Here is a 25,475-nt window from a genome sequence, read left to right on the forward strand (position 1 = left end):
TCCTAAAAAGTTAAATAAGGGTCAATTAAGCCGTCGGCCCAATGAAAACGGGCGCAAGCAGCTATTAATTTGATAGTGACTGAAGGTCGCTGGAGAATTACTTCTCGACGACAGCAAACAGGTCGTCTTCTTTCATGACGAGCAACTCGTCGCCGTCGACCTTGACGGTCTGGCCGCTGTATTTGCCGAACAGCACGCGGTCGCCAACCTTGACAGCCATGGCGCTGATTTCGCCCTTGTCGTTCTTTTTGCCGGGGCCCACAGCCAGCACTTCGCCTTGATCAGGCTTTTCGGCGGCGCTGTCAGGAATGACGATGCCGGAGGCGGTTTTGGTTTCGTTTTCAACACGTTTGACGATCACGCGATCGTGCAGGGGACGAAGTTTCATGGGAGCTCCTTGTTTTGAAACAGTGGGTTTGGGATCAAAAAACACCACGCGCTAGCGTGCTGTCTGTGAATGGGCTGGAGTGAAGTTGCTGTTGTTAGCACTCCAAACTAGCGAGTGCTAATCATAAGGCCGTTTGACGGCGGTTTCAAGCCTGTCCCTGCAAAACAGCGTCAAGGGGCGATCTGTTGGTCTGCCACGCGCGCGTGGCGAAAGCCGCACGCCGCTACCGGCTCCCCCGGCTGGCTGTGTTTTTGTCCTACACCGCTTTCATCACCTTCTGACAGCAGGTAACCAGCCTGCTTGCCTATAGTCAAACTCATGGTCATCCTTTCATGGACGGTGTGGCCCCCTTACCAAGGAACAGCGATGAATCACATGAACCACTTCCCCGCCGACTTGGCAAGCAGGTCTGCCGGAGTTCGCTCGGGTGACAGGGCCTCCCACGACCGTAAGAATTCCGCTGGCGCCGGCCGTATGGGTTTCTCCCGGCCGGTCTGGCCGTTTCTCGTCGCCGCCAAACGTGATCATGAAAAGCCCCAAGTGTCGGACCATGACGATCTCCGGAGCTTTTCAAGCTGAGCCGGTCGCAGGCATTCTCCAAAAATCGCCTCTGCATGAAGTGACTGCAGCACAAGCCGGCACGAACAAAACAAATCCCTGACCGAAGCCCCTTCTGTCCGCTGACACCGGCTCCTTCAAAGAAAAAAGCCACCCTGTTGGGTGGCTTTTTTCTTGCCCCGCGGGGCGCTCAGTGCCTTACAGGCCGGCCGCAGCCCGGAGGGCTGCAACTTTATCGGTACGTTAGCTTCGGCCGGGCCGACGGCCCTTAACTCCGCTTCGCGAAGTTAGCCTGCGCTGAAAGCAGACAAGCTCGCTTTGCTCGAGGCCTTACAGGCCTGCGGCCGCGCGAAGCGCAGCCACCTTGTCTGTCTTTTCCCAGGTGAATTCGGGTTCGTCGCGGCCGAAGTGGCCGTAGGCGGCGGTCTTCTCGTAAATCGGGCGCAGCAGGTCCAGCATCTGGATGATGCCTTTCGGACGCAGGTCGAAGTGTTCGTTGACCAGGGCCGAGAGTTTCTCGTCGGACATCACGCCCGTGCCTTCGGTGTACACCGTGACGTTCATCGGGCGTGCCACGCCAATCGCGTAAGCGACCTGGATCTGGCACTGGCGCGCCAGGCCGGCCGCGACGATGTTCTTGGCCACATAACGGGCGGCGTACGCGGCGGAACGGTCCACTTTCGAGGGGTCCTTGCCGCTGAAGGCGCCGCCACCGTGCGGGCAGGCGCCGCCGTAGGTGTCCACAATGATCTTGCGGCCGGTCAGGCCACAGTCGCCCTGCGGGCCGCCGATGACAAAGCGGCCGGTGGGGTTGATCAGGTACTTGGTGTCCTTGAGCCATTCCTTGGGCAGCACCGGCTTGATGATTTCCTCGATGATGGCCTCGGTAAATGACGCTTTCATCTTCGTGGCGGACTCGGACTGGTCCGGGCTGTGCTGGGTCGACAGCACCACGGTGTCGATGCTGTGCGGCTTGCCGTCCACATAACGCATGGTGACCTGGCTTTTGGCGTCCGGGCGCAGGAAAGGCAGGCGGCCATCCTTGCGCAGCTGGGCCTGGCGCTCGACCAGGCGGTGCGCGTAATAAATCGGCGCGGGCATCAGCTCGGGCGTTTCGTCGCAGGCGTAGCCGAACATCAGGCCCTGGTCACCGGCGCCGGTGTTCAGGTGGTCGTCGGAGGCATGGTCCACGCCCTGAGCGATGTCGTTGGACTGCTTGTCATAGCAGACCATGACGGCGCAACCCTTGTAGTCGATGCCGTATTCGGTGTTGTCGTAGCCGATGCGCTTGATGGTGTCACGTGCGACCTGGATGTAGTCCACATGGGCGTTGGTGGTGATTTCACCGGCCAGCACGACCAGGCCGGTATTGGTCAGGGTCTCGGCGGCCACGCGTGACAGCGGATCCTGCTTGAAGATGGCATCGAGGATGGCATCGGAGATCTGGTCGGCAACCTTGTCGGGATGGCCTTCGGAGACGGATTCGGAAGTAAAGAGAAAATCGTTCGCCATTGCGTACACTCCATGAAGTTAGTCGGCGCGTTGCCGGCTTGGGGTGCCTCGGCGAACGCTTTAGCAGTTTGGTTTAATGTCGCCCTGCAAGTAGTTCAATAACTCGGCGACAGCGCTCATTATATCGTTTTCCCTCCGCCGGCTCAGTCCGCCCACCTCGGCCTCCCGCTTCCAGTCTTTCCATGATCCTGCTGTTCCGTTTTTTCTCCCGTTGGCCCTTGCGCGCGCTGCATGCACTGGGCGCGGCCCTGGGCTGGCTGGTCTGGCTGCTCAGCCCCAGCTACCGCCGGCAGTTTCGCGCCAACGTGGCGCAGGCCGGCGTCACTTTCGAGGCGGCCCGGCCGGCGATTGCCGAGGCCGGACGGTTTGTGGGCGAACTGCCCAAGCTCTGGATGCGGCCGCAGACCGAGTCCTGCCTGGGCAATGTGCAGGTTGAAGGCCAGATCCATGCCGAGCAGGCCTTTGGCCAAGGACGCGGGGTGATTTTTTTCGGGCCGCATTGTGGCAGCTTCGAGCTGGGCCCGCAGGCGCTGGCCGAGCTGTATGGCCCGATCACCGCGATTTACCGGCCGGCCCGCAAGCCCTGGCTGGCGGCGCTTGAGCAAGCGACCCGGCAGCGGCCGCAACTGACGGTGGTGCCGGCCAGCCTCAGCGGTATCCGGCTGATGCACCGGACGCTCAAGGCCAACCAGGCCGTGGCCCTGCTGACAGACCAGGTGCCGCCCGAGGGCCTGGGAGTGTGGGCGCCGTTTTTCGGCCAGCCGGCGTACACCATGACGCTGGCGGCCCGGCTGGCGCTGCAAAGCGGGGCCGTGCTGCTGCCGGTGAGTTGCGAGCGCCTGCCGCGCGGCAAAGGTTATTTCCTCAAGATCTGGCCGTCTGTGGCCGGCCTGCAGGCGCAGGCCTTGCCGCCGGTTGAAGGTGGCCCGCGCAGCGGGCCATCGCAGGCCGACATTCTGCATGTCGTGACACGCATCAACCAGGCGATTGAGGCCATCGTCCTGAGCCAGCCCGGGCAATACCTGTGGGGCTACGCGCGCTACAAGACACCCCGCAAGGACGCGTTTTGAAGCCCGCCCGCCAGTGGCTTGGCCGTCTGGTCACCCGAACCGGCATCTGGCTGATGCAGGTGCTGGCGGTATTTCCGCTGCCCCTGGCGCGGGCGCTCGGCGTCGCCCTGGGCTGGGCGCTGTATGGCTTGGTCGGGGCGCGCCGGCGTGTGGTGCAGGCTAATCTGCAGCTGTGCTTTCCCTCCCTGGATGCGGCGGAACGGCGCCAACTGACCCGGCAGACCTTTGTGTATTTTGCCCAGGCCTGGCTGGATCGCGCCTGGCTGTGGCACGCGCCGCAAGCCTGGGTGCGGCGCCGCGTGCGGCTGACCGGTGCGGTGCATGAACTCGCCGGCAACGAGCCCACGGTGATCTTTCTGCCGCATTTTGTCGGCCTCGACGCAGCCTGGGCCGCCGCCGCCCTGTATTCACCACGCCCCTCGACCACGATTTATACCGACCAGTCGAACAAGCTGGTGGACCGCTGGATACTGCGCGGCCGCCGGCGTTTTGGCCACCTGCGCCTGTTCGGGCGGGCCGACGGCGTCAAGCCCATCGTGACGGCATTGCGCGAAGGGCAGCCGCTGTACCTGCTGCCCGACATGGATTTCGGTCCCGACGATTCGGTGTTTGTGCCGTTTTACGGTGTGCCGACAGCGACCGTGCCCTCGCTGTCGCGTTTTGCGCGCCTGGGCCGCGCCAAGGTGGTGCCGCTGGTGCCGCGCCTGACGCCCTCGGGCTACGAGGTGGAGGTCCTGCCGGCCTGGACCCATTTCCCTTCGGAGGACCCGGTGGCGGATACCGCCTTCATGAATGCCCAGCTGCAGGCCTACATCGACACCATGCCGGCGCAGTATTACTGGGTGCACAAACGCTTCAAGACCCGGCCGGAGGAGCAGCCTTCGTTGTATTAGGTGGATCACCCAGCTTGCAGGTTTTTTTGGTCTCCGGCCCTGATGGGGAAAGCGCGGGAAGCTATAAAAACAGTAGCTAACGGACCTGACCCAGAAAGTCCTGCAGATAGCCGGCCACCCGTTCGGGCTGCTCATGCACGATCCAGTGCGACGCGCCCGGCACCTGCTGTAACTGCATGTCAGGCACGTAGTCGGCCAGACCCTCGATCAGCGCCGGCGGCAAGGCAATGTCGTCGAGCGCCCAGATCACCAGCGTGGGCAGCAGGACCATCAAGCGCTCGCGCGCCAGCGTGACGGCGGCGGCGGCCGGGTCGTGGTGCGGTGGCCCGGGCCGGGGCGGGCGCAGGGGCGATGCGCGGTACAGGTTGCAGCCGCCGGTGAGCCCGGCGCGCCAGACTTCGCGGTACTGGTCCCGTACGCTGTCAGTGAGCCAGGCTGGTACGTGGTCGCTGCCGTTGGTCAGGAATTGCCAGAGGCGGCGGAAGTCGTCCTTGGCCAGCAGCGCCTCGGCGTCCGGACGGATCAGGAAATTCATGTAGGCGCTGGCGGCCTGCTGGGCCGGCGACTGCTGCAGCTCGCGCAGAAACGTGCCGGGGTGGGGCGAGTTGATGATGGCGAGTTTTTTCATCAGCTGCGGCATGGCGGCGGCCAGGTTCCAGGCAATCGCGCCGCCCCAGTCATGCGCCACCAGGCATTCAAGCTGGGGCTGGTCGGCCGGACAGACAGCCCCCACCAGCGCGGCGATGTCCTGCATCAGGTGTTTGGGCCGGTAGGCGTCCACCTCCGGCGGTGCGCTCGACGTCCCGAAACCGCGCAGGTTGGGCGCGATGCAGAAGTAGGCGCCGTTTTCGGGCCGGGCAAAGTGCGCCAGCAGGGTGTCCCAGACAAACGCGCCTTCCGGAAAGCCGTGCAGGAACATCAGGACCGGTCGGCCCGATTCACCCGCCACGCGGCAGGACAGGGTGATGCCGTGGGGCAGGGGGATCAGGCGGGTGTCGATCATGATGCTATGCATTCAGTAGCTGCTCGTGCCCATGGGGTATGGGCTGAGGGCAGTTTTTGCTTGAAAATGCACAAGCGGCAGGGCCGGCCGGGGCGGAACTCAGGCGTCGCCGGATTCTTCTTCCGGTGGCGGGCTTGTCTCCGCCTTGGCTGCTTTGGCAGGCTTGACCGGCGGATGGGCCCACTGCCACAGGTGCTGGGCCACTTCTTCCACGCCTTGCCGCTTGAGCGCAGAAAACAGTTTGACATCGCCGCCGCCAGCCTGCAGTCGCACAATGGACAGCGCCTTGGCGGCCTCGGTTTTGTTGAGCTTGTCGGACTTGGTCAGCAGCACCAGAAACTTCAGGCCTTCCGCGACCCGCGGGCGGATCACATCCAGCAAAATTTCGTCGAGTTCGGTCAGCCCCAGACGCGGGTCGCACAGCAGCACCACGCCCTTGAGGTTGTCACGCGTCTGCAGATAGTTGCCCATCACCTGTTGCCAGCGGTATTTGGCGGCCTTGGGCACGGCTGCGTAGCCGTAACCCGGCAAATCGGCCAGCACCGCATCGGTCACCCCCTGTTTGCCGAGCGAGAACAAATTGATGCTCTGCGTACGGCCCGGGGTCTTGGAGGCGAAAGCCAGGCGGTTGATCTGCGTCAGCGTGTTGATGCAGGTGGACTTGCCCGCGTTGGAGCGGCCGACAAAGGCAATCTCGGGATACTCATACACCGGCAGGTGTTTGAGTTCGGGGGCCGTGGTCAGGAACTTGGCCGTGTGCAGCCAGCCCATGGCAATCTTCGCCTCGGCCGACTGGGGCGGCTGGGCGGCCAGCGCGGCAGCCATTTTGGCCGCTGCTTCCTTGGGCGGCGCCCGCTTGGCGGTCGGCTTCTGCGTTTTAACGGGTGTAGATCGGGGAGATATGCTCATATTTGGGATTGTCCCCCAAGCCATTGTAAAATCAGGGAGTTTTGCGTTGGTCGGCGCCCCAGCGGGCTGTTATTTTCAGCCCAAGGCTGTGCGCCGATTGCCTGGTCCACTTTAGAGTCAACTATTAAACCCCCGATATGAAGCTTGTTTCCACTTCGTTGATTACTTATTTATTTGCCGCCCTGCTGCTGGTACCAGCTGTCTCGCGGGCGGCCGGCGAGGCCGCTCCGGCCAAGGTGGCCAAGCCGGATCTGGTCAAGGGGGAGGCCACCTACACCGCAGTGTGTGTCGCCTGCCACGCGGCGGACGGCAACTCCGCGATTGCCGCCAATCCGAAACTGGCGCAGCAACACCCCGAATACCTGGTCAAGCAGCTTCAGGAATTCAAGTCGGGCAAGCGCAACAATGCCGTCATGAAGGGGTTTGCCAGCGCCCTCAGCGACGACGACATGAAAAACATCGCTTACTGGGTGACCAGCAAGAAGGCCAAGCCCGGTTTCGCGAAGGACAAGGCACTGGTGACGCTGGGTGAGCGCATTTACCGTGGTGGCATCGCCGACCGTCAGGTGCCGGCCTGCGCCGGTTGCCATAGCCCGAACGGCGCCGGCATTCCTTCGCAATACCCGCGTCTGGGCGGCCAGCATGCCGAATACACCGCGACCCAGCTGACGACCTTCCGCGACGGTGGGCGCAACAACAACCTTCAGATGACGCAGGTTGCGGCCAAACTGAACGACAGGGAAATCCGCGCCGTGGCTGACTACATCGCCGGTTTGCGCTGAATTCCCTGAAAAACCCATGGGATCCATGGCTGGGGGCAAGGGGGAAACCTCTTTCCCGGGAAAATACAGGGGCTCGCCCAGTTTGTATTGAACCCCAGCCAGAATAATCACTCCATACAGGGCGGGTCTTTTGCAGAAGACCCGCCTTTTTTATTGCCGCCCTACCGAACACCACGCATGACCGTTCCCAGCCACGCAGTTTCCACCCACGGCCTGAGGCTCAAGGCGGGCTCGCACGCCCTGCGCTCCACCGTGGAGTTGCTGTCGTCGATGCGCTTTTCCATCTCGCTGCTGACGGTGATCTGCATCGCCTCGGTGATAGGCACGGTGCTCAAGCAGCAGGAGCCGATCGGCAACTACGTCAACCAGTTCGGCCCGTTCTGGGCCCAGGTGTTTGGCGCCGTCAGCCTGTACACGGTGTACAGCGCTTGGTGGTTCATGCTGATCCTGGCCTTCCTGGTGATCTCCACCTCCCTGTGCATCAGCCGCAACACCCCGAAAATCCTCGCGGACCTGAACCAGCTCAAGGAAAACGTTCGCGAACAAAGCCTCAAGGCTTTCGGGCACCGCGCCGAAGCGGCGCTGGATGAAGGACCTGAAGCGGCCGCGCGGCGCATCGGGCAGACGCTGGTGCAGGGCGGCTGGAAGGTCAAGCTGCAGCAGAGAACCACGTCCGGCGGCGAAGGCTGGATGGTGGCGGCCAAGGCCGGGGCTGCCAACAAGCTGGGCTACATCGCGGCACACAGCGCCATCGTGCTGGTGTGTGTGGGCGGCCTGCTCGATGGCGATCTGATCGTGCGTGCGCAGATGTGGTTCAACAACAAGACGGTATACGCCGGCGGCGGACTGATTGCTGACGTACCGGCCCAGCACCGGCTGAGCGAGCGCAATCCCACCTTCCGCGCCAACCTGCTGGTTGCCGAGGGCACGCAGTCGAGCACCGCCATCCTGAACCAGCCCGGCGGCGTTCTGCTGCAGGATCTGCCCTTTGCGGTGGAGCTGAAAAAATTCATTGTCGAGTACTACTCGACCGGCATGCCCAAGCTGTTTGCCAGCGAGATCGTGATTCACGACAAGGAAACCGGCGAGAAGATTCCGGCCCGGGTCGAGGTCAACCATCCGGCCCGTCACAAGGGCATCGAAATCTACCAGTCCAGTTTTGACGATGGGGGTTCCAGTGTCACGCTCAAGGCGGTGCCGCTGGCCACCGGCAGCCAGGGGGCCAGCAAGGCTTTTGAAATCCAGGGCACGATTGGCGGCTCCAGCAGCCTGACCAACGGGGCCGAAAAGATGACGCTGGAGTACACCGCGCTGCGTGTCATCAACGTCGAGAATTTTGGCGGCTCGGGCAGCATGGGTGCGACGTCGGGTGCGGATGTGCGCAAGGTCGATTTGCGCCAGGCCCTCGATTCACGCCTGGGCGCGGCCAACAAGACCCGAGAAAAGAAGGAACTGCGCAACGTCGGTCCCAGCGTGACCTACAAGCTGCGCGACGCGTCCGGCCAGGCCAGGGAGTTTCACAACTACATGCTGCCGGTCAAGATGGACACGGCCGAGGCCAGCCCCGCGCTGTTTTTGCTGGGTGTGCGCGAAACCCCAGCCGAGCCTTTCCAGTACCTGCGTATCCCTGCCGACGAGCAGGGCAGCATGGAGGGTTTCTTGCGCCTGCGTCGCGCGCTGGCCGACCCGGCTCAGCGCGACAAAGCCGTCCAGCGTTATGTTCGCCAGGCCATCGCGACGGACCGGCCTGATCTGGCCGAGCAGCTGTCCGCGTCCGCGTCGCGGGCCCTGGCCCTGTTCGCGGGCCCCGACCAGCCCGTGACCGCAGGCCAGACCAAGCCGCTGGCCGGGCTGCAGGCGATTTCCGACTTCATGGAAACCAACGTGCCGGAAGACGAGCGCAGCCGTGCCGGCGAAGTGCTGGTGCGTATTTTGAATGGTGTGCTGTTCGAACTGGCACAGCTCACGCGTGAGCAAAACGGCTTGCCGCCACTGCCGCGCGACGACACCACCCAGGCTTTCATGGCGCAGGCCGTGTTGTCTTTGAGCGATGCCCACCATTACCCGGCGCCCATGGCGTTTGAGCTGAAGGACTTCACCCAATTGCAGGCCAGTGTGTTCCAGGTGGCGCGTACACCCGGAAAAAATATCGTCTACCTCGGTTGTGCGCTGCTCATTCTGGGCATCTTTGCCATGCTGTATGTGCGTGAGCGCCGCCTCTGGGTCTGGCTGGCGCCGGCCGGAGACAGTGCGGACGCCACGGAACCCGGAAAAGGGCTTGAAAAGGGGCCAGAATCGGGCGCAGGCAGTCAGGCGACCATGGCCATGTCGACCAACCGCCAGACCATGGATGGCGGCAAGGAATTCGAAATGCTGAAAACCAAACTTTTACAGGTGCCACGATGAACACCACCACCCTGAGCTCGCGCACCACGGACGCGACCACCATCAGCCTGCAGGAAGGCTATTTCGCCAAACGCAATGCGCTGGACTGGATTTTTGCGGCCATCGCGCTGGCTGGCGGGCTGTACGGTTTTTTCCGCTACAGCGCTTTCATGGACGTCTATGAAAAAGGCATTTTGCTGGGCGCCATTCCTGCCGTGATCGCGATGGGCTGGTTCTGGCGTCCGTTGCGCGCGCTGATGCTGCTGGTCGCGGGCTTCTCCCTGCTCGGCATCATGTCCTACCAGGGTGATCTGGCGCGCGCCGAACAGGTGTTCTGGCTCAAGTATTTCCTGTCCAGCCAGTCGGCCATCCTGTGGATGAGTGTGCTGTTTTTCATGAGCACTGCGTTTTACTGGATAGGCATGTTCGCCCGGGGGCAGAGCGGCACGATGGAGCTGCTGGGCTCGCGGATCGCCTGGGTGGCTGTGGGCATGGCGCTGATCGGCACCATGGTGCGCTGGTACGAAAGTTACCTCATCGGCGCCGACGTCGGCCACATTCCGGTCAGCAACCTCTACGAGGTGTTCGTGCTGTTCAGCTGGATGACCGCGGCGTTTTACCTTTACTTCGAAGCGCAGTACAAGACCCGCACCATGGGTGCGTTCGTGATGCTGGTGGTCAGTGCGGCCGTGGGTTTTCTGCTCTGGTACACCGTGGTCCGCGAGGCGCATGAAATCCAGCCGCTGGTGCCCGCCCTCAAGAGCTGGTGGATGAAGCTGCATGTGCCGGCCAACTTCATCGGTTACGGCATGTTCTCGCTGGCGGCCATGGTCTCGCTGGCTTATCTGATCAAGCAGCAGGCGCTGGAGACACGATGGTACAAGCTGACGCCGCTGTGGCTGCTGGGCGTGGTCCTGTGTTTTGTGCCGATCGTGTTTCGCAAGTCGACCGAAATCGGCGGCACCAATTACTGGCTCGGTTACCTGCTGGTTTCCGGCCTGATTGCCGCCGCGATTCTGCTGGGCCGCCAGCGCATCGCGGCACGTCTGCCGAGCGCCGAAGTACTCGACGACGTGATGTACAAGGCGATTGCCGTTGGTTTTGCGTTTTTCACCATCGCCACCGTGCTGGGCGCCTTGTGGGCGGCCGAGGCCTGGGGCGGTTACTGGAGCTGGGACCCGAAAGAAACCTGGGCCTTGATCGTCTGGCTCAACTACGCGGCCTGGCTGCACATGCGGCTTATGAAGGGCCTGCGCGGTACCGTGGCCGCCTGGTGGGCGCTGGTCGGGCTGGCCGTCACCACCTTTGCCTTCCTGGGGGTGAACATGTTCCTGTCCGGCCTGCACAGTTACGGAACCTTGTAGCCGGGGTTTGAATCCTTGTAAGGAATGGCTGCGTACCAAGACTAACTTTCACCATCCACGCCACAACAAGGACACACCATGCTGATCAAGACCGACCACAGTGGCTTCGACCACGCCGTTCCCAGCGACATCACGCCCCAGGGCGTTTACCAGCAGCGGCGTGATCTGATCAAGCTGATGGCCACTGGCGCCGCTGGTGCGACCATCGCCTCCTGGGCCGGTCGGGAAGCGCTGGCGCAGGCGGTTATCAAACCCGGGAAGCTGGCCGCTTTGCCCGGCGCCAAATCGGGGGTGGCCGGCGCGGTCACCATGGAGAAAGTCACGGACTACAAGGACGTCACCAGCTACAACAACTTCTATGAATTCGGTACCGACAAGTCGGATCCGGCGAAAAATGCCCACACCTTGGTGACCAAGCCCTGGACGGTGGCCATCGAAGGTCTGGTCAAGCAGCCGAGGACCTATGCCATTGAAGACCTGATCAAGCTCAGTGCCCAGGAGGAACGCATCTACCGCCTGCGCTGCGTCGAAGGCTGGTCCATGGTGATTCCCTGGGTCGGCTATTCGCTGGCGGAGCTGATCAAGAAGGTCGAGCCGCTGGGCAACGCCAAATATGTCGAGTTCATCACCCAGGCCGACCCGAAAACCATGCCGTTTGTCGGCTCGCGTGTGCTTGACTGGCCCTATGTCGAGGCACTTCGCATGGACGAGGCGATGCACCCGTTGACTCTCCTGAGCTTCGGCATGTACGGCGAAGTGCTACCCAACCAGAGCGGTGCGCCGGTGCGCCTGGTGGTACCCTGGAAATACGGCTTCAAGAGCGGCAAGAGCATTGTCAAGATCCGCTTTACCGACAAGGAACCGCGCACCGCGTGGAACAAGGCCGCGGCCAATGAGTACGGGTTTTATTCGAATGTGAACCCGTCCGTGGACCATCCGCGCTGGAGCCAGGCGACCGAGCGCCGTATTGGCGAAGACGGCCTGTTTGCCAAAAAGCGCAAAACCCTGATGTTCAACGGCTACGAGGCTCAGGTGGGGCAGCTGTACGCGGGCATGGACCTGAAGAAGTTTTATTGATTCGCCGTCGGGGCTGGCCGGAATGCGACCCGTTGTCCGGCACTCCGGCGCCGATTCGGCTTCTACATCATGAAAAAACTTCTCCTCCATCCTGCGGCCAAGCCGGTGGTATTTCTTGCGTGCCTGCTGCCTTTCGCCTGGCTGTTCTACAGCGCGCTGACCAACCAGTTGGGCGCCAACCCCGCCGAGGCGCTGATCCGCGCGACGGGCGACTGGACCCTGCGTTTCCTGTGCATCGTGCTGGCAGTCACGCCGCTGCGGGTGATCAGCAACACGCCCGCGCTGGCGCGTTTTCGCCGGATGCTGGGCCTGTTTGTCTACTTTTACGTGCTGGTCCACCTGCTCAGCTACAGCTGGTTCGACATGGGCTTTGATGTGGCCGACATTGTCAGGGACATCATCAAGCGCCCGTTCATCCTGGTGGGATTTGCCGCTTTCCTGTTGTTGACGCCGCTGGCCGCAACCTCCTTCAATGCGGCCATCCGCCGGCTTGGCGCGAAGCGCTGGCAGATGCTGCACAAACTGGTGTACCTGATTGCGGGCTTGGGCCTGCTGCATTTTTTCTGGATGCGCTCCGGCAAAAACGACTTTGCCGAGGTGGCGGTTTATGCGGCCATCATCGCGGCCTTGCTGGGCTGGCGTGTCTGGCAACGCTGGGGGCGGGGCAAGCGTCCCGCGGGCCCCAGTCCTGCCGCAGCAACGCGCCTGCAGTGACTGACTGCTCCTGATTCAGGAGCTGCCAGCGCACGGCTGATAAGGGCTGGAGCGGGTTTTTACCTGAAACTTAGGCGTTCACCGCACGCAATGCCGGCCGGGTCTGACGTGCGACCGGATCAATGCCTGCCACAGGCAACTGGTAGGCGCGATCGTCAAACAGGTCGATCCCGCACACCAGGTTTTCAATCCAGTCGAAGAATTCGTTCACGGCCTGCTTGCCGACGATGGGCGCGCCGTGTTGCGGCACCAGCATGGCGATGTCCAGGGGACGCACCATGTTGACCCACAGCCGCAGGATCTTGTTCGAAACCATGTAGCGGCGGTGGAAACCTTCCATCAGCGGAATGTGCGGCTTGAGGCTGGTGACCGGTTGGCGCGCCTGGGCGCCGGACATCATCGACACCCCGAGATCGCCGGTGAACAGGATACGGCTGACCGGATCGTAGAAGTGAAAATTGCCTTCGGAGTGCATGAAGTGCGCCGGGATCAACCACAGTTCATTGGCGCCCAGAGGCAGGCGCCCGCCACCGTCGGGCACGCCGATCACCCGTTTGTCGGTCTTGCCGACCTTGGTGAAATGCGGAACAAAACGCTCCCATACCCGCGAGATCACCAGCATGGCCTGGGTGCTGCTCAGCCAACGATCCAAGGACGCGATGATGTCGGGGTCGGCATGCGAAGCGATGATGTAAGACAGCTTGTGCGGCGGAAAATGCTGCGTCATGCCCATGAATAGTTCGTTGTAGGCCAGGTTGCCGCCGGGATCGATGATGGCCCCCGTGCCGTGGTCCACGATCAGAAACTGGTTGGCCTGAACCGCCTGTCCATCTTCCTCGATGAGGTCGGTGAACATCAGGCAGGCGTGATTTTTGTCGCGGTAAAGTTCCAGAGGCATGTCAGTGCGTAACGTCGATTTGAAGGAAACCGACTGTACGTCCACCTCGGCAGACGTCTCTTGATGGGCATCAAGAGACGTTGTCCTCAGGGCAACAATTTTTCGCCGCGGAAAGTGTCGGCTGCTGTCTCGCGCTCGCGGATGAGGTGGGCTTGTGCACCATCGACCAGCACCTCGGCGGCGCGGCCCCGGGTGTTGTAGTTGCTGGCCATGCTCATGCAGTAGGCTCCCGCTGAAAGCACGGCCAAGCGATCGCCGGCGGTCACAGCCAGTGTGCGGTCGCGGCCTATCCAGTCGCCGCTTTCGCAGACCGGGCCCACCACGTCGTAAGACGCCTGCGGCCTGTCCTGGTGCGGTTCCAGCGGAACGATGGCGTGAAACGCCTGGTACATGGCGGGACGCGGCAGATCGTTCATCGCCGCGTCGATCACGCAGAAATTCTTCTGCTCACCGGGCTTGAGGTAAAGCACCTCGGTCAGGCAGACGCCGGCATTGCCCACCAGCGAGCGGCCTGGCTCGACCATGAGCTTTTTGCCGCCATGGCCGCGGGAATCCAGTTTCGCCAGCAGTTCCTGCCAGAGCACATCTGCCGCGGGCGGTGCGTCCTGGTTGTAGTTGATGCCCAGGCCGCCACCAAAATCGATGTGTTCAATCGGGATGCCCGCCGCTTCTATGCTATCGACGAGGTCCAGTATCCGGTCCATGGCGTCCAGGTAAGGCGTGGTCTCGGTGATCTGCGAGCCGATGTGGCAGTCGATGCCGACCACTTTCAATCCCGCCAGCGACGCCGCGTGGCGGTAAATCCGCAGGGCATCCTCGTGCGCCACGCCGAACTTGTTGCCCTTGAGGCCGGTCGAGATATAGGGGTGGGTTTTCGGGTCGACATTGGGATTGACGCGGATGCTGATCGGCGCGACGCGGCCCATGGCCAGCGCCACCCCGGACAGCACATCCAGTTCGGCTTCACTTTCGACGTTGAAGCAGCCGATACCTGCGGTCAGGGCCTGCTGCATTTCCGAGCGTGTTTTGCCGACGCCGGAAAAAATGACTTTGCGCATGTCGCCGCCAGCCGCCAGCACCCGCTCGAGTTCGCCACCGGACACGATGTCAAAACCGCAGCCGGCACGGGCAAACACCTGCAGCACACCCAGCGAGGAATTGGCTTTCATGGCGTAACAGATCTGCGCATCGCGTCCGGCAAAGCCCTGCTGGTAGGCCGCCAGGGCCGCCAGCATCGCCGCTTTGGAATACACGAACAGCGGCGTGCCGTACTGGCTGGCCAAGGCATCGAGGTGGACCGCTTCGAGGTACAGACCGTCCTGGCGATAGGCCAGTTGGGGTGCGCCCGGCAGTTCAGACGATGGTGCGGTGGAGGTCATGGCCGGTGCTTTCATCGCAGCGGCAAGGTCGCGGGACCGGAGGCGGGTGGCGGTGCCGGCAGATCGGTCGGGGTGGCTGCGGCGCTTTCCGGCGCGCTGGCGGCGGAGGCGGGCACGGGCGCCGCAAGAGGGGCCATGCCCGCCGGACGCGCTTTGGGCGGCGGGGGCAGAAAAAGGGGGCCCTTCTGGCCGCAAGCCGCAAGACCCAGGGTCATGGCGAGGGCCGCGGCCACGGTTGAAAGGCCATGAGCACAGGAGGTCGCCTGGCGGCGGCCTAGAATTTGACGCTGGATTTGAAATCTTGCAAACATGATGGGATTGTAATGACCGACCTGGAATATCTGGACCATGCCGAAGCCGCCCTCAAGGCGATTGAGATGGCATGTGACCGCATCAACGACGAGACCGATGCCGACGTCGACAACCAGAGGACCGGGGGCATGATCACGCTGACTTTTTCCGACCGCAGCCAGATCATCATCAACCTCCAGAAGCCGCTTCAGGAAATCTGGATGGCCGCCCGCGCGGGTGGTTTTCATTACCGGTTCAGCCAGGGCCAGTGGATAGACACCAAGGATGGCAGCGCGCTGTTTGCGGAACTCTCGCGTTATGCGAGCGCACAGGCCGGGCAGCCGCTGGTTTTCAGCGCACCGTCACCGTCAGGCGCGCGCTCCGCTAGTTCTTGAACAGGTCCAGAATCCGGCGGCGTTCGTCGCTCGGTGGCGGGGTCTGGATGACGGCGCCGGGCGGCACGGGTTGGCCGGTGACCGGGTCTTCCACACCAGCGCCGGCGGCGGGGCGGTTTCCGAGACCCACGCTGCTGATGCCGGACCCTTTGGCGTATTCGTCATAAAACCATTCACCCCCGATATTGACCACACCTTCGGGCGCTGAAAACTCGGTCACAGGTACGCCTTTGAGCGCGTACTCCATGAAGTTGATCCAGACCGGCAGGCTCAGGCCGCCACCGGTTTCCCGATCACCGAGTTTTTTCGGTGTGTCGTAGCCCATCCATACGGCCGCGGTGAGGGTCGGTTGGAAGCCCACAAACCAGGTGTCGATCGAATCGTTGGTGGTGCCGGTTTTGCCGTAGAGGTCGGGCCGTTTCAGGGTCGCCTGGGCCTTTGCGGCGGTGCCGCTGCGGGCCACCTCCTGCAAGAGGCTGGACATGATGAAGGCATTGCGCGCTTCGATGCCCCGCACCGACTCGTCAAGCGTCGGCGCCGGGCTGTCGACCACGACCTTGCCTTTCTGGTCGGTGATCTTGGTGATCAGGTAGGGATTGACGCGGTAGCCGCCATTGGCAAACACGGAATAGCCCAAGGCCATTTGCAGCGGTGTGACCGAACCGGCACCCAGGGCCATCGTCAGGTAGGCGGGGTGCTTCTCGCCGTCAAAACCAAACCGGGTGACCCATTCCTGGGCATATTTGGGACCGATGGCCTGCAGTATCCGGATGGAAATCATGTTTTTTGACTTGGCCAGACCCCGTCGCAGGCTCATCGGGCCTTCGAAGGTGCCGTCGTAATTTTTGGGCTCCCAGGGCTGGCCGCCGGTGACACCGGCATCAAAGAACAGGGGGGCGTCGTTAACAACCGTCGCCGGGGTGAAGCCTTTTTCGAGGGCGGCTGAATAGATGAACGGCTTGAAGCTGGAGCCAGGCTGGCGCCAGGCCTGCGTCACATGGTTGAACTTGTTTTTTTCATAGTCGAAGCCGCCGACCAGTGCCTTGATGGCGCCGTTGCGCGGATCAAGTGCCACGAAAGCGCCCTCGACCTCCGGTAGCTGCGTGATTTCCCAGGTGTTTTTGGGCGTTTTGGTCACGCGGATCAGGGCGCCGGGACGGATCCTGATGTTGGGAGCCGCTTTTTCGGACAAGCCTGACTGGGCCGGTTTCAGGCCATCGCCAGTGATTTCAATGGTTTCGCTGTTCTGGCGGAGTGCCACGATTTTTTTCGGGCCGGCTTCCAGCACCACCGCCGACATCACATCATCATTGTCCGGACTTTCGGCCAGTGCATCGTCAATCGCGTCTTCGTTCTCCCGGGGGTCGCTGGACAGGGCAATGAATTTTTCGGGGCCGCGGTAGATCTGCCGCCTTTCGTAATCCATGATGCCTTTGCGCAGCGCCTTGTAAGCCATGGTCTGGTCGGCCGCCCGCAAGGTGGTGAACACATTGAGGCCACGCGTGTAGGTTTCGTCGCCATACTGGCTGTACACCAGCTGGCGCACAGTTTCTGCCACGAATTCGGCATGTACCCGCCCGGTGTCAGGGCCGGATTTGACCTTGATGTCCTCGTTTTTGGCCGCCACCGCCTGTTGCGGCGTGATAAATCCGTTTTCTTCCATGCGCTCAATGATGTAGAGCTGGCGCGACTTGGCCCGCCTGGGGTTGCTGACCGGGTTGTAGGCGGACGGGGCCTTGGGCAGGCCCGCGAGCATGGCGGCCTCCGCAATGCTGATGGATTTCAGCGGCTTGCCGAAATAAATCTCGGACGCGGCGGCAAAGCCGTAAGCGCGTTGTCCGAGGAAAATCTGGTTCATGTAGATCTCCAGAATCTGGTCCTTGCTCAGAAGGTGTTCCAGCTTGAAGGTCAGCAGAATCTCGTAGATCTTCCGCGTGTAGCTCTTTTCGGTAGACAGGTAGACGTTGCGGGCGACCTGCATGGTGATGGTCGAGGCGCCCTGACTCTTGGCGCGCCCCACATTGGCGAGGCCGGCCCGGATCACGCCGATGTAATCCACCCCGCCGTGCGAGAAGAAGCGTGCATCCTCAATGGCCAGCACCGCATCTTTCATCACTTTGGGTATCTCGCCTATCGGTGTCAGGTTGCGGCGCTCCTCGCCAAACTCCCCAATCAGAACGGCGTCTGCTGAATAGACGCGCAGAGGCAGCTTGGGGCGGTAGTCCAGCAAATCGGACACATCCGGCAGGTTCGGGTAGGCGACCGCCAGCGCAACCGCAATGATGATCAGAAGTGAGACAAAACCTGCCAGCGCCAGACCCAAGCCCCATGCCAGGACCTTGAGCAGCTTGCGCAGCCAGGACAGCTGGTGGACAGAGGAGGGACGGGATTCAGATGTCGATGAATTTGACGGCATGGGTTTAACGTAAGTTCGCGCCAGCATTGTAAAAATCCCCGATGCTGGAAGACTTGGCAGGTTGTCAGGGATTTCACATTTTGCAATTGTGGCCTTGTCGCCGCGCCGGAACCAACCCGGCCAAGCTATCGAAAGCGTCAACTTTTGACAACGGTAATAGTAAGCTAAAACCGGAAAATCCTTTGTTGTACAAGGACCTTACTGATAGCATTCAAGTGATTTCTTAAGTTTGTAGGGCTACATATTAGCCGTCATCTGGGGACCGTTTTGATCTCTCTGGGGTCTTTAATCAACCGTCAATCGTCAGCCTTGCTGGGTCTGGACATCAGTTCGTCCAGCGTCAAGCTGGTGGAGCTCAGCCGCGACAAGGCCGGCAATCTGGTGCTGGACCGGTGCGCCATCGAGCCGCTGGAGCGTGGCTGGATCACCGACGGCAACGTCGAGAAATTTGACGAAGTTGCCGAGGCCGTGCGCCGGTTGGTCAAAAAAAGCGGGACACGGACCAAAAATGTGGCCATGGCCCTGCCCGCGTCGGCCGTGATCACCAAGAAAATCATCCTGCCCGGCGGAATGAGCGAGCAGGAGCTGGAGATCCAGGTTGAGGCCGAGGCCAATCAATACATCCCCTTTTCGCTGGATGAAGTCAGTCTGGATTTTTGTGTCATCGGCCCCAGCGCCAGCTCGGCGGGTGACGTCGAGGTGCTGATCGCTGCATCGCGCAAGGAAAAAGTCAACGACAGGCAGGGCTTGGCCGAAGCGGCAGGTCTCAAACCGGTGGTGGTGGATGTGGAATCCTATGCTTCACGGCTGGCGACAGCCCGGTTGATCGAAAGCCTGCCGAACAAGGGACTGGACACCATGGTGGCCCTGTTCGAAGTGGGTGCCCTGACCACCAGCATGCAGGTGATCAAGAACGACGAAGTGCTTTATGAGCGCGATCAGGCTTTTGGCGGGGCTCAGCTGACCCAGTTGATCGTGCGCCAGTATGGTTTTTCTCCGGAAGAGGCCGAAGGGAAAAAGCGCAGCGGCGACTTGCCGGATGACTACGATGCCAGCGTGCTCAAGCCCTTTGTCGACAGCATGGCGCAGGAAATTGGCCGCGCGCTCCAGTTCTTTTTTACCAGCACGCCCCACAACAAGGTGGATTACGTGATGCTGGCGGGTGGCTCGTCGGCACTGCCGGGATTGACCGAAGCGGTAACCCAGCAGACCTCATTTGCCTGCATGGTCGCCAATCCCTTTGAGGGCATGGTTCTGGGCAACAATGTAAGGGAGAGCAAAGTGAAGCGTGAAGCAGCGTCTTACCTGACCGCTTGTGGACTGGCTTTACGGAGGTTCTTCCAGTGATTCTGGTCAACCTGCTTCCCCACCGCGAAGCGGCGCGCAAACGCCGTCGCGAGGCTTTCTTCGTCGCCTTGGGTATTGCTGCACTCACCGGCGGTCTGCTCTGTGGCGCGGTCTATTCCTGGTATCAGGCCCAAATTTCGGGGCAGCAAAACAAGAATACGTTTCTTAAAACCGAAATTACCCGTCTTGAGAACCAGATCAAGGAAATTTCAGGCTTGCAGCAGGAAATCGCCGCCTTGCGTGCCCGACAAATGGCGGTGGAAGACCTGCAGGGCAACCGGAATCTGCCTGTCTACCTGCTCGATGAGCTGGTCAGGCAATTGCCTGATGGTGTTTACATCACCAGCATGAAACAGGAGAACCAGGTGGTGCTGTTGACTGGTGTGGCGCAGTCCAATGAGCGGGTCTCCGAGTTGCTGCGCAATCTGGGCAACAACAGTCCCTGGCTGACCCGGCCCGAGTTGATTGAAATCACGGGCAGAACGATCACGCTGGGTGCACGCGACCAGAGGCGTGTGGCGAATTTTTCGATGCGTGTGGGGCTCAAGCGGGCCACGGATGTGCAGAAAGCCGCCGCTGCCGCATCAGCGGCGGGGCCTTCCGGTGCCGCCGCGGGCAAGCCCGCCCTGCCAAGCCCGATTGCGGCGAAGAGCTGACCCACCGGTCCAGAACGAACACTGACTATGGCACGTAACCCCAAATTCAATGTGAATTTTTCTGCGCTTCAGGACGGTCTGAAAGCGCAGTTTGTCGGCCTCAACCCGAACGACCCCTCTTCCTGGCCGGCGTTCCCCCGTTTTCTTCTATGTGTGTTTGTGACCGCCGCCGTGGTGGTTGCGCTCTGGTTTGTATGGCTTGCCGATTCTGACGATGAACTTAAGGCCGAACAGGCCAAAGAAGTGCAGTTGCGCGAAGATTTCAAGAAAAAGCTGGCGCAAGCGGTCAATCTGGAGGCTTTGAAGAAGCAGCGCGAACAGGTTCAGCAGTATGTGACCCAGTTGGAGAAACAGCTGCCGAGCAAGGCTGAAATGGACGCACTGCTGTCGGATATCAACCAGGCCGGACTGGGCCGGAGTCTGCAGTTTGAGCTGTTTCGACCCGGGCAGGTCAGCGTCAAGGAGTATTACGCGGAACTGCCCATTGCGATCAAGGTGTCTGGGCGTTATCACGATATCGGGGCTTTTGCAGCTGATATCGCCAATCTGTCGCGCATTGTGACGCTCAACAACATGACAATTGTGCCGGTCAAGGACGGGATGATGAGCATGGACACCACCGCCAAGACCTTCCGTTATCTCGATCCCGAAGAAGTTGCCTTGCAGCGTAAAGCGGCGCCCGCGAAAGGCCCCAAAAAATGAAGCGGACAGGTATTGAAAAGGCGCTTGCGCTGGTGTCGACAGCCGTGGTGTGCGTGGTTCTGACAGCCTGCAGTTCTTCCGAGCAGGAGGAACTGCAGCAGTGGATGACCGAGCAACGCAACCTGACAAAACCCAAGGTGGAACCCTTGCCGGAGCCCACCAGGTTTTCACCTCAAGCGTATACGCAGGAGGGGGCTGTCGAGCCCTTTAGTCCCCAGAAATTGACCCAGGCGCTGAACCGCGACTCCAATCGGGCGACTGCCAACGCCGGCCTGATTGCGCCTGAGTTGAGCCGACGCAAGGAGCCACTGGAAGCCATGCCACTCGATGCGGTCGCCATGGTAGGCAGCCTGATCAAGCAGGGTCAGCCAGTGGCACTGGTGCGGGTGGATAACCTGCTTTATCAGGTGCGGGTGGGCAACTACCTGGGTCAGAACTACGGACGCATCACCAAAATTTCTGAGACTGAGGTCGCCCTGCGGGAAATTGTGCAGGACGCTGCAGGCGAGTGGTTAGAGCGGACAGCGACTTTACAGCTTCAAGAGGGGTCGAAATGAACAAGAATGTTTGGACGATGCAGGCAGTCCCGCTGCGGGGTGCGTGGGCGCGGATATCGGGTGGCCTGGCCATCGCTGCTGCCTGGGTGACGCTTGCGCTGGCGCCGCACGCATGGGCCCAGACGCCCAATGCCATCGAGGCAGTGTCGGGTTCCGTCCAGGGAGGCTCGGAAGTTATTCGCATCGATCTGAAAGAAGCCCTGACCGCCGTTCCCACTGGCTTCACGATTCAGTCTCCCGCTCGGATTGCGCTTGATTTTCCTGGCGTCAGCAACTCCATGGGGCGCTCGGCCCTTGACCTGAACCTGGGCAATCTCCGGTCTGCCAACGTGGTCCAAGCGGGCGAAAGAACGCGTGTCGTTCTCAACCTGAAGGCTTCGACGGCCTACACGGCGCAGATTCAGGGGAAATCCTTGCTGATCACGCTGGACCCTGTCGCCGTTGCCACACCCTCACCCGTCGTTGCACCTGTTTTTGCCGAGAATCGCAACCGCGACACCTTGCCGCTGAAAGACATCGATTTCCGGCGAGGGACGGACGCTTCCGGCCGCATTGTGGTCGATCTTGCCAACAACCAGGTGGGCGTCGACATCCGGCAGCAGGGGCAGACCCTGGTGGTGGAATTCCTGAAAACCGCTTTGCCCGAAGGTTTGCGTCGCCGGCTGGACGTGTCCGACTTCGGCACGCCGGTTCAAAGCGTGACCACCTCCCAGCTGGGCGACAAGGTTCGGATGGTCGTCGAGCCCAAAGGTTCGTGGGAACACAGTGCTTATCAGAGCGACAACCAGTTTGTGCTGGAAGTCCGTCAGCAAAAAGTGGACGCCTCCAAGCTATCGCAGGGGCCGGGCTACACGGGTGAAAAACTGTCCCTGAATTTCCAGAACATCGAGACACGGTCCCTGCTGCAAGTGATCGCCGACTTCACCAATTTCAATATCGTCACGTCCGACAGTGTGTCGGGTGCCGTGACCCTGCGCCTCAAGGATGTGCCATGGGATCAGGCCCTGGACATCATTTTGCAGGCCAAAGGTCTGGGGATGCGGAAAACGGGCAATGTGTTGCTGATAGCGCCCAAGGACGAACTGGCCGCAAAAGACAAGCTCGAGCTGGAGTCGCGCAACGCGATCCAGACCCTGGAGTCGGTGCGCACGCAGTCTTTCCAGATCAACTATGCAAAAGCAGCGGATATCGGCGCGCAAATCACCGCGGGCGGCACCGGGCCGACCAGTGCTCGCATCCTGTCCAACCGCGGCAGCGCGATTGCCGAGGCCAGAACGAACCAGCTGTTTGTGACCGACATTCCCTCCAAGCTTGAGCAGGTGCAGGCCTTCATCGCGAAAATCGATATCCCCGTGCGGCAGGTCCTGATCGAGGCGCGTATTGTGGAAGCCGCGGATACTTTCGGAAAGTCATTGGGTGTGAGGCTGGGCGGGCGGCCCTTCACTTTGAACAACAGCCGCAACTCTCAATTTGGTGCCACTTATATAACTCCGGAATTTGGGCAGTCCATAGACGCTGCGGGGAACGTGACAGGCGAAGCTCCCCAACTCGGGCGGAATTTTGGAACGACAGGCGGCGACTTTGTCAATTTGCCGGGTGTTGGACAAAATGGTTTTCAGGCCGCCACTTTTGCCGTCTCCCTGTTCAGTTCCAATCTGTCCCGTCTCCTGAACCTTGAAATTTCAGCCATGGAAGCCGATGGCAAAGGCAAAATTGTGTCTAGCCCGCGTATCGTGACGGCCGACCAGGTCAAGGCCCTGATCGAGCAAGGTACCGAGCTGCCTTACCAGCAAGCGACCTCCAGCGGTGCGACCTCCATCGCCTTCCGCAAGGCCAACCTGAAGCTGGAAGTGACCCCTCAAATCACGCCTGAAGGAAACATCATCCTGAATGTTGATGTGAACAAGGACAGCGTGGGGCGGTCGACGGCCAACGGTTTTGCGATCGATACCAAACACATCCAGACCCAGGTACTGGTTGAAAATGGTGGCACGGTGGTGATTGGCGGCATTTTCGAGCAGAACGAGCGTGAGGACGAAACCAAAGTTCCGTTGCTGGGTGATCTGCCCGGAGTGGGCAACCTGTTTAAAACCAGGACACGTACCGCCAACAAGTCCGAATTGCTGGTCTTCATCTCGCCCAAAATGATTTCCAACGGCGCGGCCCTGCGCTGAGCGTTGGCTGTGCGAAGCGAAACCGGGATGGCCTCCCGGCTCGTTATTGCAGGCTTGCGGTATGGCCTGGGTACGTTGCAGGAAAATTCTGCATGGACCCGGTCCGCGGCAGATATGTTCAACGACGCCTTCTTTCTTCATTGTTTGTCGCCGTGATTCATCCTGACTGGAGAAGCCGATGAGCGGGCCTGCTCATGTGGCACTGATCGGTCTTCCCGGCTCGGGGAAGTCCACCATCGGGCGGCAACTGGCCCGACGTCTCGGCCGACCATTCATTGACACCGACCAGCTCATCGAGCAACGCGTCGGCTTGTCGATCCGCGAGTTTTTTGAGCGGGAGGGCGAGGAGTCCTTCCGTGACCTTGAACAAAGCGTCATCGACGAATTGACGCTGGGTGAGCCCTGCGTTATATCGACGGGTGGTGGGGCGGTGTTGCGGCCGGCCAATCGCCAGCATTTGAAGCAGCGCACCCAGGCGGTGTACCTGCATTCGGCGCCCGAAGAGGTTTTTCGCCGTTTGAGGCACGACCGGAATCGCCCGCTGTTGCAGGTGCCTAACCCGCTGGCGCGCTTGCGTGAACTGTATGCGGTGCGTGACCCGCTGTACCGCGAAAGCGCTCGGTTTGTGGTGGAAACCGGGCGGCCTTCGGTGGCTGCTCTGGTGAACATGGTGGTGATGCAGCTGGAACTGGCGGGTGTCCTTCCTGCTCCCGGCGCCTGACACCCATCTGCTGCAGATACAGCGCCACTCGACAGAGGGCGCAGCGCCGTGATGCAGGCCACCGGACGCCGTACAGGCCAGCGGAGCCTCTACACTTGGCTCATGGCTTCAAATTCTCCCTTGGCGACGCAACAGGTTTTCATTGACCTGGGCGAGCGCAGCTACCCCATCACCATTGGTGCCGGCCTGCTCGGTGACCCCGGCACCTACCTGAATCTGCCCACCGCAAGCACCGCGCTGATTGTGTCGAATGACACGGTGGCGCCGCTGTATGCCCAGGCCTTGCAGCAGTCACTGCAGGGGCATTACAACAGGGTGCTGCAGGTGATCCTGCCTGATGGCGAGGCGCACAAGGACTGGCCCACCCTGCAACTGATTTTCGACGCTCTGCTGGCCAACGGCTGCGATCGCAAGACCGTGCTTTTTGCCCTGGGCGGCGGCGTGGTCGGTGACATGACGGGATTTGCGGCGGCCTGCTACATGCGCGGTGTGCCGTTTGTGCAGGTGCCCACCACCTTGCTGGCGCAGGTGGACTCTTCGGTCGGTGGCAAGACGGCCATCAATCACCCGCTGGGCAAAAACATGGTGGGCGCGTTTTACCAGCCGGAGCGGGTGATCTGCGACCTGGACGTGCTACAGACCTTGCCCCCGCGCGAGTTGAGCGCCGGGCTTGCGGAGATCATCAAGTACGGACCGATTGCCGACATGGCTTTTCTGGACTGGATCGAGACAAACATCGGGGCCCTGCTCGCGCGTGAACCGGCGGCGCTGGCACACGCCGTGCGGCGCAGCTGCGAGATCAAGGCTGCGGTGGTGGGCCAAGATGAACGTGAAGCCGGGTTGCGCGCCATCCTGAATTTCGGGCACACCTTCGGGCATGCGATCGAGTCGGGGCTGGGTTACGGCCAATGGCTGCATGGCGAAGGTGTGGGTTGTGGCATGGTGATGGCTGCCCGGCTGTCGCAAAGGCTGGGCCTCGTCGACGCGGCGTTTGTCGAGCGCCTGGACGCGCTTGTCCAGCGCGCCGGCCTGCCGGTGGTTGGCCCCAAGCTGTCTGCCGCCGACAACGCGGGGCGTTATCTGGAACTGATGCGCGTGGATAAAAAGGCAGAAGCTGGCGAAATCAGGTTTGTCGTGATCAGCGGCCCTGGCCACGCCACTGTGCGCAGTGCGCCGGATGCACTGGTGCGCGAGGTGATCGACGTGAGCTGCGAATGAATGCTTTCCCGATCAATTGCTATGAAAACAATAGCTATCTGCGCACGTTTTAAAAGGGCAGAAGCC

Annotated in this window: 22 protein-coding genes; 15 read left to right on the forward strand and 7 right to left on the reverse strand. The window is 61.3% G+C overall.

The window, feature by feature from the left end; translation table 11 throughout:
- Window positions 1–97 precede the first annotated feature (97 nt).
- Both groES and metK read right to left on the reverse strand, forming a co-directional pair.
- Entirely contained in the window at window positions 98–388 is a 291-nt protein-coding gene (groES, locus tag AAG813_RS03465) for a co-chaperone GroES (protein WP_096667046.1), read from the reverse strand.
- An 888-nt stretch (window positions 389–1,276) separates the two neighbouring features.
- Window positions 1,277–2,458, reverse strand: a complete 1,182-nt coding sequence (gene metK / locus AAG813_RS03470) for a methionine adenosyltransferase (protein WP_341911864.1) — start codon at window positions 2,456–2,458, stop codon at window positions 1,277–1,279.
- Between the two features lie 182 nt (window positions 2,459–2,640).
- Here metK and AAG813_RS03475 point away from each other — a divergent pair, with 182 nt between their 5' ends.
- Both AAG813_RS03475 and AAG813_RS03480 read left to right on the forward strand, forming a co-directional pair.
- The gene (locus tag AAG813_RS03475; RefSeq protein ID WP_341911866.1) at window positions 2,641–3,528 is read left to right on the forward strand and encodes a lysophospholipid acyltransferase family protein; all 888 of its coding nucleotides are present in this window, start codon (window positions 2,641–2,643) and stop codon (window positions 3,526–3,528) included.
- Window positions 3,525–4,421, forward strand: coding sequence for a lipid A biosynthesis acyltransferase (locus tag AAG813_RS03480; RefSeq protein WP_341911868.1), 897 nt, complete (start codon window positions 3,525–3,527; stop codon window positions 4,419–4,421). Before AAG813_RS03475 ends, AAG813_RS03480 begins: the two co-directional genes overlap by 4 nt.
- A gap of 76 nt (window positions 4,422–4,497) precedes the next feature.
- Here AAG813_RS03480 and AAG813_RS03485 read toward each other — a convergent pair whose 3' ends face one another.
- Both AAG813_RS03485 and yihA read right to left on the reverse strand, forming a co-directional pair.
- On the reverse strand, window positions 4,498–5,424 hold the full coding sequence (locus tag AAG813_RS03485) for an alpha/beta fold hydrolase (protein WP_341911870.1): 927 nt from the start codon (window positions 5,422–5,424) through the stop codon (window positions 4,498–4,500).
- Between the two features lie 99 nt (window positions 5,425–5,523).
- Entirely contained in the window at window positions 5,524–6,249 is a 726-nt protein-coding gene (yihA, locus tag AAG813_RS03490) for a ribosome biogenesis GTP-binding protein YihA/YsxC (RefSeq protein WP_341911872.1), read from the reverse strand.
- A 221-nt stretch (window positions 6,250–6,470) separates the two neighbouring features.
- On the opposite strand from yihA, the gene AAG813_RS03495 reads away from it, so the two are divergent.
- The 5 genes from AAG813_RS03495 to AAG813_RS03515 all read left to right on the forward strand — a co-directional run bounded on the left by AAG813_RS03495 (window position 6,471) and on the right by AAG813_RS03515 (window position 12,655).
- Complete coding sequence (locus AAG813_RS03495) at window positions 6,471–7,115, forward strand: c-type cytochrome (protein WP_341911874.1); 645 nt, start codon at window positions 6,471–6,473, stop codon at window positions 7,113–7,115.
- A gap of 177 nt (window positions 7,116–7,292) precedes the next feature.
- The gene (locus AAG813_RS03500; protein WP_341911876.1) at window positions 7,293–9,521 is read left to right on the forward strand and encodes a cytochrome c biogenesis protein ResB; all 2,229 of its coding nucleotides are present in this window, start codon (window positions 7,293–7,295) and stop codon (window positions 9,519–9,521) included.
- Window positions 9,518–10,864 (forward strand): c-type cytochrome biogenesis protein CcsB, encoded by a 1,347-nt coding sequence (gene ccsB / locus AAG813_RS03505; RefSeq protein WP_341911878.1) that lies wholly within the window; start codon window positions 9,518–9,520, stop codon window positions 10,862–10,864. The genes AAG813_RS03500 and ccsB overlap by 4 nt, the downstream gene beginning before the upstream one ends.
- A gap of 78 nt (window positions 10,865–10,942) precedes the next feature.
- Window positions 10,943–11,941, forward strand: coding sequence for a protein-methionine-sulfoxide reductase catalytic subunit MsrP (gene msrP, locus AAG813_RS03510; RefSeq protein ID WP_341911880.1), 999 nt, complete (start codon window positions 10,943–10,945; stop codon window positions 11,939–11,941).
- Window positions 11,942–12,010: 69 nt separating this feature from the next.
- Window positions 12,011–12,655, forward strand: a complete 645-nt coding sequence (locus AAG813_RS03515) for a protein-methionine-sulfoxide reductase heme-binding subunit MsrQ (RefSeq protein WP_341911882.1) — start codon at window positions 12,011–12,013, stop codon at window positions 12,653–12,655.
- 70 nt (window positions 12,656–12,725) lie between these two features.
- Here the strand turns inward: AAG813_RS03515 and AAG813_RS03520 are convergent, their stop codons facing one another.
- Together AAG813_RS03520 and lysA are read right to left on the reverse strand one after the other, a co-directional pair.
- Entirely contained in the window at window positions 12,726–13,553 is an 828-nt protein-coding gene (locus tag AAG813_RS03520) for an MBL fold metallo-hydrolase (RefSeq protein ID WP_341911884.1), read from the reverse strand.
- 86 nt (window positions 13,554–13,639) lie between these two features.
- Entirely contained in the window at window positions 13,640–14,932 is a 1,293-nt protein-coding gene (lysA, locus tag AAG813_RS03525; protein ID WP_341911886.1) for a diaminopimelate decarboxylase, read from the reverse strand.
- Window positions 14,933–15,255: 323 nt separating this feature from the next.
- Between lysA and cyaY the strand changes: the two genes are divergently transcribed.
- Window positions 15,256–15,618: an iron donor protein CyaY gene (gene cyaY, locus AAG813_RS03530; protein WP_341911888.1), complete on the forward strand. Its 363-nt coding sequence runs from the start codon at window positions 15,256–15,258 to the stop codon at window positions 15,616–15,618.
- Here the strand turns inward: cyaY and AAG813_RS03535 are convergent.
- A complete protein-coding gene (locus AAG813_RS03535) occupies window positions 15,608–18,034 on the reverse strand; it encodes a penicillin-binding protein 1A (protein ID WP_341911890.1) in 2,427 nt (808 codons plus the stop codon). The two genes, cyaY and AAG813_RS03535, sit on opposite strands and share 11 nt — an antisense overlap.
- Window positions 18,035–18,301: 267 nt before the next feature.
- Here AAG813_RS03535 and AAG813_RS03540 point away from each other — a divergent pair, with 267 nt between their 5' ends.
- From AAG813_RS03540 to aroB, 7 genes are all read left to right on the forward strand, one after another.
- On the forward strand, window positions 18,302–19,381 hold the full coding sequence (locus AAG813_RS03540) for a pilus assembly protein PilM (RefSeq protein WP_341911891.1): 1,080 nt from the start codon (window positions 18,302–18,304) through the stop codon (window positions 19,379–19,381).
- Window positions 19,378–20,037, forward strand: coding sequence for a PilN domain-containing protein (locus AAG813_RS03545; RefSeq protein ID WP_341911893.1), 660 nt, complete (start codon window positions 19,378–19,380; stop codon window positions 20,035–20,037). Before AAG813_RS03540 ends, AAG813_RS03545 begins: the two co-directional genes overlap by 4 nt.
- Window positions 20,038–20,064: 27 nt before the next feature.
- Window positions 20,065–20,739 (forward strand): type 4a pilus biogenesis protein PilO, encoded by a 675-nt coding sequence (locus AAG813_RS03550; RefSeq protein WP_341911895.1) that lies wholly within the window; start codon window positions 20,065–20,067, stop codon window positions 20,737–20,739.
- Window positions 20,736–21,296, forward strand: a complete 561-nt coding sequence (locus tag AAG813_RS03555) for a pilus assembly protein PilP (protein ID WP_341911897.1) — start codon at window positions 20,736–20,738, stop codon at window positions 21,294–21,296. The genes AAG813_RS03550 and AAG813_RS03555 overlap by 4 nt, the downstream gene beginning before the upstream one ends.
- Window positions 21,293–23,470 carry a type IV pilus secretin PilQ gene (locus tag AAG813_RS03560; RefSeq protein ID WP_341911899.1) on the forward strand — a complete coding sequence of 726 codons (2,178 nt, stop codon included), beginning with the start codon at window positions 21,293–21,295 and terminating at the stop codon, window positions 23,468–23,470. Before AAG813_RS03555 ends, AAG813_RS03560 begins: the two co-directional genes overlap by 4 nt.
- A gap of 178 nt (window positions 23,471–23,648) precedes the next feature.
- On the forward strand, window positions 23,649–24,191 hold the full coding sequence (locus AAG813_RS03565) for a shikimate kinase (protein WP_341911901.1): 543 nt from the start codon (window positions 23,649–23,651) through the stop codon (window positions 24,189–24,191).
- Window positions 24,192–24,293: 102 nt separating this feature from the next.
- Window positions 24,294–25,409 carry a 3-dehydroquinate synthase gene (gene aroB, locus AAG813_RS03570; RefSeq protein WP_341911903.1) on the forward strand — a complete coding sequence of 372 codons (1,116 nt, stop codon included), beginning with the start codon at window positions 24,294–24,296 and terminating at the stop codon, window positions 25,407–25,409.
- Window positions 25,410–25,475: the final 66 nt, after the last annotated feature.

Source organism: Polaromonas sp. YR568 (assembly GCF_943371715.1).
In the GTDB taxonomy this organism is placed as follows: domain Bacteria; phylum Pseudomonadota; class Gammaproteobacteria; order Burkholderiales; family Burkholderiaceae_C; genus Polaromonas.

Coding starts and splice junctions, on each gene's coding strand:
- AAG813_RS03500 (WP_341911876.1), top strand. CDS start 7,293: ATGACCGTTCCCAGCCACGCAGTTTCCACCCACGGCCTGAGGCTCAAG.
- AAG813_RS03565 (WP_341911901.1), top strand. CDS start 23,649: ATGAGCGGGCCTGCTCATGTGGCACTGATCGGTCTTCCCGGCTCGGGG.
- AAG813_RS03520 (WP_341911884.1), bottom strand. CDS start 13,553: ATGCCTCTGGAACTTTACCGCGACAAAAATCACGCCTGCCTGATGTTC.
- AAG813_RS03535 (WP_341911890.1), bottom strand. CDS start 18,034: ATGCCGTCAAATTCATCGACATCTGAATCCCGTCCCTCCTCTGTCCAC.
- AAG813_RS03555 (WP_341911897.1), top strand. CDS start 20,736: ATGAAGCGGACAGGTATTGAAAAGGCGCTTGCGCTGGTGTCGACAGCC.
- lysA (WP_341911886.1), bottom strand. CDS start 14,932: ATGACCTCCACCGCACCATCGTCTGAACTGCCGGGCGCACCCCAACTG.
- AAG813_RS03515 (WP_341911882.1), top strand. CDS start 12,011: ATGAAAAAACTTCTCCTCCATCCTGCGGCCAAGCCGGTGGTATTTCTT.
- msrP (WP_341911880.1), top strand. CDS start 10,943: ATGCTGATCAAGACCGACCACAGTGGCTTCGACCACGCCGTTCCCAGC.
- metK (WP_341911864.1), bottom strand. CDS start 2,458: ATGGCGAACGATTTTCTCTTTACTTCCGAATCCGTCTCCGAAGGCCAT.
- AAG813_RS03475 (WP_341911866.1), top strand. CDS start 2,641: ATGATCCTGCTGTTCCGTTTTTTCTCCCGTTGGCCCTTGCGCGCGCTG.
- aroB (WP_341911903.1), top strand. CDS start 24,294: ATGGCTTCAAATTCTCCCTTGGCGACGCAACAGGTTTTCATTGACCTG.
- ccsB (WP_341911878.1), top strand. CDS start 9,518: ATGAACACCACCACCCTGAGCTCGCGCACCACGGACGCGACCACCATC.
- AAG813_RS03550 (WP_341911895.1), top strand. CDS start 20,065: ATGGCACGTAACCCCAAATTCAATGTGAATTTTTCTGCGCTTCAGGAC.
- AAG813_RS03495 (WP_341911874.1), top strand. CDS start 6,471: ATGAAGCTTGTTTCCACTTCGTTGATTACTTATTTATTTGCCGCCCTG.
- groES (WP_096667046.1), bottom strand. CDS start 388: ATGAAACTTCGTCCCCTGCACGATCGCGTGATCGTCAAACGTGTTGAA.
- cyaY (WP_341911888.1), top strand. CDS start 15,256: ATGACCGACCTGGAATATCTGGACCATGCCGAAGCCGCCCTCAAGGCG.
- AAG813_RS03560 (WP_341911899.1), top strand. CDS start 21,293: ATGAACAAGAATGTTTGGACGATGCAGGCAGTCCCGCTGCGGGGTGCG.
- yihA (WP_341911872.1), bottom strand. CDS start 6,249: ATGGCTGCCGCGCTGGCCGCCCAGCCGCCCCAGTCGGCCGAGGCGAAG.
- AAG813_RS03485 (WP_341911870.1), bottom strand. CDS start 5,424: ATGATCGACACCCGCCTGATCCCCCTGCCCCACGGCATCACCCTGTCC.